This is a genomic window from Colwellia marinimaniae (genome assembly GCF_002207865.1).
Taxonomy (GTDB): Bacteria; Pseudomonadota; Gammaproteobacteria; order Enterobacterales; family Alteromonadaceae; genus Colwellia; species Colwellia marinimaniae.
This window is the reverse complement of the sequence record NZ_BDQM01000042.1, coordinates 21,462-27,560: the sequence shown is the minus strand read 5'-3', so window position 1 is coordinate 27,560 and position 6,099 is coordinate 21,462. Positions and strand designations below refer to the sequence as shown.

Annotated in this window: 5 protein-coding genes and 2 tRNA genes; 4 read left to right on the top strand and 3 right to left on the bottom strand. The window is 39.0% G+C overall.

What is annotated here, in order from left to right; translation table 11 throughout:
- Positions 1 to 194 precede the first annotated feature (194 nt).
- The 3 genes from MTCD1_RS16600 (at position 195) to MTCD1_RS16590 (ending at position 2,498) form a co-directional block, all read left to right on the top strand.
- Positions 195 to 270: transfer RNA gene (locus MTCD1_RS16600), tRNA-Lys, on the top strand.
- Between the two features lie 728 nt (positions 271 to 998).
- A complete protein-coding gene (gene nadA, locus MTCD1_RS16595) occupies positions 999 to 2,057 on the top strand; it encodes a quinolinate synthase NadA (RefSeq protein ID WP_057181379.1) in 1,059 nt (352 codons plus the stop codon).
- Positions 2,058 to 2,408: 351 nt separating this feature from the next.
- Positions 2,409 to 2,498: transfer RNA gene (locus MTCD1_RS16590), tRNA-Ser, on the top strand.
- A 101-nt stretch (positions 2,499 to 2,599) separates the two neighbouring features.
- Here the strand turns inward: MTCD1_RS16590 and MTCD1_RS16585 are convergent.
- Positions 2,600 to 4,024 (bottom strand): ATP-binding protein, encoded by a 1,425-nt coding sequence (locus tag MTCD1_RS16585; RefSeq protein WP_057181378.1) that lies wholly within the window; start codon positions 4,022 to 4,024, stop codon positions 2,600 to 2,602.
- A gap of 2 nt (positions 4,025 to 4,026) precedes the next feature.
- Positions 4,027 to 4,755, bottom strand: a complete 729-nt coding sequence (locus MTCD1_RS16580; RefSeq protein ID WP_057181377.1) for a response regulator transcription factor — start codon at positions 4,753 to 4,755, stop codon at positions 4,027 to 4,029.
- 220 nt (positions 4,756 to 4,975) lie between these two features.
- Between MTCD1_RS16580 and MTCD1_RS16575 the strand changes: the two genes are divergently transcribed.
- A complete protein-coding gene (locus MTCD1_RS16575; RefSeq protein WP_057181376.1) occupies positions 4,976 to 5,437 on the top strand; it encodes a Spy/CpxP family protein refolding chaperone in 462 nt (153 codons plus the stop codon).
- 93 nt (positions 5,438 to 5,530) lie between these two features.
- On the opposite strand, the gene hpt is transcribed toward MTCD1_RS16575, so the two are convergent.
- On the bottom strand, positions 5,531 to 6,061 hold the full coding sequence (gene hpt / locus MTCD1_RS16570) for a hypoxanthine phosphoribosyltransferase (protein WP_057181375.1): 531 nt from the start codon (positions 6,059 to 6,061) through the stop codon (positions 5,531 to 5,533).
- Positions 6,062 to 6,099: the final 38 nt, after the last annotated feature.

Sequence of the window (6,099 nt, the reverse complement as noted above, 5' to 3'; positions counted from 1 at the left end):
GGCCGTTAGCTCAGTTGGTAGAGCAGTTGGCTTTTAACCAATTTGTCGAAGGTTCAAATCCTTCACGGCCGACCACTCCTAATTGATTAGTGTTGTAAAAGAAAACGATTAAAGCTTTTAAGCTTTGTCCAGTTTAACGAAAGGTCAGCCTGAACGTTTGATTGGTGAAGTAGTTAAGTTATAGAGATTAGGAACGGCCGTTAGCTCAGTTGGTAGAGCAGTTGGCTTTTAACCAATTTGTCGAAGGTTCAAATCCTTCACGGCCGACCACTCCTAATTGAAAGTACTTACTGATAATTTAAGCCAGGCTTTTAACCGTTACCGCAATTAATTCGAAGCTTCAAATCCTTCACAGCCGACCACTCCTAATTGAAAGTACTTACTGATAATTTAAGCAAGGCTTTTAACCGTTACCGCAATTAATTCGAAGCTTCAAATCCTTCACAGCCGACCACTGCTAATTGAAAGTACTTACTTATAATTCAAGCCAAGCTTTTAACCGTTAACTCACTTAGCTCGAAGGTTCAAATCATTCACGGCCGAGCACTGCTAATTGAAAGCACTTACTGATAATTCAAGCCAAGCTTTTAACCGTTAACTCAGTTAACTCAGTTAGCTCGAAGGTTCCAATCCTTCACGGCCGACCACTGCTAATTGAAAGTACTTACTGATAATTTAAGCTAGGCTTTTAACCGTTACCGCAATTAATTCGAAGCTTCAAATTCTTCACCGCCGACCACTGCTAATTCAATAAAATCACCAACCCTACTACTCAATAAGACATTTCTTACTCATAGCATACTAAATACTCTCATTTACCCTAGCTAGCTTATTTAAGCCAATCTCACTCAGTTAAAACACTTTATTAGCATGTCTTGATATATAGCTGACAGTTACTCTATAACGAAGCGGTTATACTGCTTATTATCTACTACACATTAGTAGCGCTTTCCCTTATAATTGCCGCGTTTGAACGTGTCCTGATTTAGAGAGAACCCATGAGTGTAAGTAATATCGCGGTAGATTTTGATTTTCAATTCCCAGCTAAGCCAAAGCCTTTAACAAATGATGAAAAGGCGCAATACATAAAGAAAATTAAACTGCTCTTAGTAGAAAAAAATGCCGTACTGGTGGCTCACTACTATACTGACCCTGAAATTCAAGCGCTTGCCGAAGAAACGGGAGGTTGTGTTGCCGACTCTCTTGAAATGGCTCGTTTTGGTAAGCAGCATGCAGCAGAAACATTAATTGTTGCAGGTGTTAAGTTTATGGGCGAAACCGCTAAAATATTAACACCTGAAAAATTGGTGTTGATGCCTGAGCTGGAAGCAACTTGTTCATTAGATTTAGGCTGTCCAATTAAGGAGTTCTCAGCTTTTTGTGATCAACACCCTGATCATACCGTGGTAGTTTATGCAAATACCTCAGCTGCTGTTAAAGCGCGAGCTGATTGGGTGGTTACTTCGAGTATTGCCCTTGAAATAGTCGAGATGCTTGCGAGTGAAGGAAAACCGATTTTATGGGGGCCTGACCGTCACTTAGGCGCATATATAGAAAAAGAAACCGGCGCTAAAATGTTGATGTGGCAGGGTGCTTGTATTGTCCATGATGAATTTAAGGCCTCGGCATTACGTGACCTTAAGCTACAATATCCTGATGCTGCGGTATTAGTACACCCTGAATCGCCTAGCAATGTCATTGAGCTTGCTGATGCCGTGGGCTCTACTAGTCAGCTAATTAAAGCAAGTCAAGAAATGCCTAATAAACACTTTATCGTCGCAACCGATAAAGGTATTTTTTATAAGATGGAACAAGCTAGCCCAGAAAAGACCTTTGTCGCTGCACCTACAGGCGGTAACGGCGCAACCTGTCGTAGTTGTGCTAATTGCCCTTGGATGGCAATGAATGGCTTAAAATCGATTCATGATGCGTTAGTAAGCCCGGTAGGTAAAGTAATAAACGTAGATGAAGCGCTAGCTGCAAAAGCATTAATACCGTTAAATAGAATGCTTAATTTTGCGGCTGAAAATAAGTTGATAGTTAAGGGTAATGCTTAGTTAATCGCCTACTTTATTGATTCCTTAGCATTTATGAATAAATAAGCAGCAGTTAAGCTATTTTGCTAAAATTAAACAACGATTAAGCTAAAATAGCCTTGCACCTGTGCCGCTTTTTTTTTACCATAGCGCTTGTTAAATTGTGGTGCGCTAGCTGAGTGTCTGTAGGTTGAATTGATACACATACAAAGAGTGTTTAGATTTAGCCCCGAACGAGAGTTTAAATACACACCATCACGTTTAGAGTTATTACTAAATAATAACTTAGCATACTGAAAAAGAGATTGTTATACAGTAATTAGACAATTTTGATAGACAGTTTTTTATACTATCAGGATTGAGAAAAGTTTTGGAGAGTTGGCTGAGTGGTTTAAGGCGCTCGCTTGGAAAGCGAGTGAAGGTTTATCCCTTCCGTGAGTTCGAATCTCATGCTCTCCGCCATTATTAAAGGGTCTTAGATTAATATCTGAGACCCTTTTTTTAGGCCTATTCGAATAGACCCTCATTAAAATCCACAATAGAAAGCTTGAATTTCTTATTGTCTATAATGACGTATTGTTTTCATTTTTATTCAATAATGCCGGTAGTGTAATGGTTACTTTTAGTCCTCCTGTCGGTTGGTTTTGTGCGAATATATCACCCTGATGCAAATGAATGGCTTGCTGGGCAATGGCTAGCCCTAAACCTGTGCCACCGCTACTGCGTTCTCTACCATCAGCCACTCGAAAAAACGGCGTAAAAATCTTTGCTATCATTTCACTTGGTACGCCAGGACCATGGTCGATAACACTTAGCCTTATTTTGTCATCTTGCTGAGATAATTCAACTGTCACTATTTGGCTATTGGGCGAATACTTTATCGCATTATTTAATATGTTACTGATAGCACTGGCGAGCAGTTTACTGTCGGCGAAAAGGGTACAGCTAACTAGCCCCTTTATCGCTATAGTGACATTTTTACTGGTAGCAAAGTATTGGCAATCATTAACAACTTGGGTAAGTAACGTCTTTAATTCTACCTCATCGACAGTAAAAGTATTATGGCTATGCTCAAGTCTTGAAAGCGTAAGTACATCGGCTATCATTTCATCTAGACGGTCGACTTCAGTTTCACAACGGGTCAAATGTTTTTGTTGCTCAGCGCTATTGCCCATGTTTTTTTCAGCTAGAGCAATGGCTAACTGTAAGCGTGTTAGTGGCGACCTTAGTTCATGGGAGACATCGCCTAATAAACGTTGATGCGTGGTAATATTGTTTTCTAATTGCTGTGCCATTTGGTTAAAGCTTCGCGCTAGATCGCCAAACTCATCAGAGCGTCGGTCAAACTTTGTGATACGGGTTGCTAATTTACCATCACCTAAGGCTTTACTGGCTTTTTGCAGCGCTATTAAGGGGTTAGTAAAGCTTTTTGCGAGTAACCAGCAACACAAAAAACTGATGGCTAGCAATAAGATCAGACGCAAAGCAACAGGGAGTCGGTTGACCAAGCTAACCAAGCGTTTATGGTGTGGTTCACTGGCAATAAATAATTGAAACTGTTGACCATTGAGCATTATAGGTTGCGAACTGGTCACTTGGGTAAAGGCAAAGTCAATAGTGACTGGGTTCTCTAACGGGTGTCTTTTTAAATAGTTTTTTACCTTTGACCAAATACGCTGCCTTGGTGTATAGATATCGTTGGTACTTAGTCTTTTAAAAATTAAATACTGTTGATGTTTTTGGTGAAACTTATGCTGTATTTCTCTCAGTCTAATGTGCGATTTACCCGCCAGTTTCTGCTGGTAGTTTGTTAATAGCTTTAATTGCTCTGGGTTGGCTTGCTCTTGGGTGGGAGTATGCCTAAATTGCATGGTCACTAGGTAGCTGATCAGTACTGAGGTGAGAATGACCAGCCAAAACGCCAGAAATAGCTTTAAGCTAATGCCTAAAGAGAAATTTTTATACCACTGTGATAATTGCTTGAGCATAGTTACTGTTCTCCTTGTAAAAACACATAACCCGCTCCGCGCACTGTTTTTATCTTATCTATAGGGTCAATAGCGAGTAGCTTTCTACGGACATTGCCGACATGCACATCGACAGTTCTATCATACGGGCTTAGTTTACGTTGTAACACTTGCTCGGATATTTCTGCTTTACTGAGAATTTTACCGTGATGTTTAAGCATATAAACCAGTACTAAATATTCAGTACCCGTTAGTTCAAGTAATTTATTTTGACAAAATATTTCACGAGTAGCTTGGTTTATCCTGACCTGATTAATGATAAGTTGCTCGGTCGGTTCATTTATCGCTGTGGTATTTTGGTTTTTTACAATGGCGATACGTCTAAAAATGGCATTTATACGTGCTAATAACTCTCTATGTTTGAACGGTTTTGCTAGGTAATCATCGGCACCTAACTCTAGTCCTAAAATTTTATCATTATCATCGCCTCTAGCGGTTAGCATTAAAATAGGGATTTTATGATTGCCACCTAATGCTTTTAGCACTTCAAAGCCATTGAGTACAGGCATCATGACATCAAGTAAAATCAAATCAAAGCAGTCATCAAATGCTTTTGCTAAACCACTGGCACCATCTAAACAAGCCGTTACCTTGATGTTTTCACAGGCAAGATATTCGGTAAGTAACTCGGCAAACTCTTTATCATCATCTATCAATAAAATGTGTTTAACTTGTGAGGTACTTTTGCTCATTTCAAGGGCTCTTTTTATGTTAGTGACAGCAGCTTCTGGCTAGGAAGTTCATTATTTCATTAGTTTACGTGATCTTCGCTCAGCAGAAGATAACTTTACATAGCTTTACACTGCTTTGCACTGTTTTGCAAAAAGCCTCGTTATACTAAAGCTTAAGCTAATTAAAGATAATTTAACTCGTTAACAAGAGAGTTGAAAATACCTAACAAGGAAATATCAAATGAAAACTCAACTTAAAAATATTACTATTGCCATCTCGCTTTGCTCAGCTTTGCTGTTATCGCCTGTTAGCCTTGCCGGTTATGAGGGTAATCATGCCCATGATAAAGCTAGCGATAAAAGCTACCAGCAAATGAGTGAAAAAAAATTCGCTAAACTGACCCTAAAACTGGGTTTGTCTGCAAGCCAGCAAGCCGATATAAAAGCACTTAAAAAGGAAGAAAAGCTGCAAATGCTAGCATTAAAACCAGCAATGAATGCCTTTCGAGAGCAAGTTAAAACCTTAATGTCGGCGGAAAGTTTTGATGAGCAAGCTTTTAGCCAATTGCAGGCGAGTAACCAAGATGTCTTTGCGGCGATGGCGTTAGTAAAAGCAAAAAGTAAATTTGCCATGAAAAGTGTATTGACTGAGGAGCAAGTTGAAAAGTTTTATTCGATGAAACATAAACGTTCACATCGATAATTGTTTGGCATTATATTAAATGTATTGAGTTTCAACATAAAAAATCCGACCTAGTGTCGGATTTTTTATGTACGAAGGCAGCGATTAGCGTTTTTATTCAGTAGGAATAATTTTACCTATATAGGGCAGGTGGCGATATTTTTGTGCATAATCAATACCGACACCAACGACAAATTCATCGGCAATTTCAAAACCTACCCACTTAACATCGACATGTTTTTCACGGCGAGTCGGTTTATCCAATAAAGTACATATTTGAATAGAATTAGGGCCACGTAACTTTAATATTTCCAGCACTTTACTTAAGGTATTGCCGGTATCAATAATATCTTCTACCAGCAACACATCTTTGCCTTCAATATTATCATCAAGGTCTTTTAGTATATGAACATCACGAGAGCTTTCCGTGTTATTGCCATAGCTCGATGCGGTCATAAAATCAACACTATGATGAACAGAAATGGCTCTGGTTAAATCAGCCATAAAAACAAATGAGCCCCGCAGTAAACCAACCATAACTAAGTTATCACTATCTTGATAATGTTCACTGATTTGTTGCCCTAATTGGGCGACGCGCGTTTTAATTTGCTCTGCTGAGATCATTACCTCAATGGTATGTTTCATTGTTATTTATTTCTTATTGAGTTAATTATTAAAGGCAG

What these genes read in the sequence shown, in the direction of transcription:
- MTCD1_RS16575 (WP_057181376.1), top strand. Translation starts at nt 4,976, where the DNA reads ATGAAAACTCAACTTAAAAATATTACTATTGCCATCTCGCTTTGCTCA.
- nadA (WP_057181379.1), top strand. Translation starts at nt 999, where the DNA reads ATGAGTGTAAGTAATATCGCGGTAGATTTTGATTTTCAATTCCCAGCT.
- MTCD1_RS16580 (WP_057181377.1), bottom strand. Translation starts at nt 4,755, where the DNA reads ATGAGCAAAAGTACCTCACAAGTTAAACACATTTTATTGATAGATGAT.
- MTCD1_RS16585 (WP_057181378.1), bottom strand. Translation starts at nt 4,024, where the DNA reads ATGCTCAAGCAATTATCACAGTGGTATAAAAATTTCTCTTTAGGCATT.
- hpt (WP_057181375.1), bottom strand. Translation starts at nt 6,061, where the DNA reads ATGAAACATACCATTGAGGTAATGATCTCAGCAGAGCAAATTAAAACG.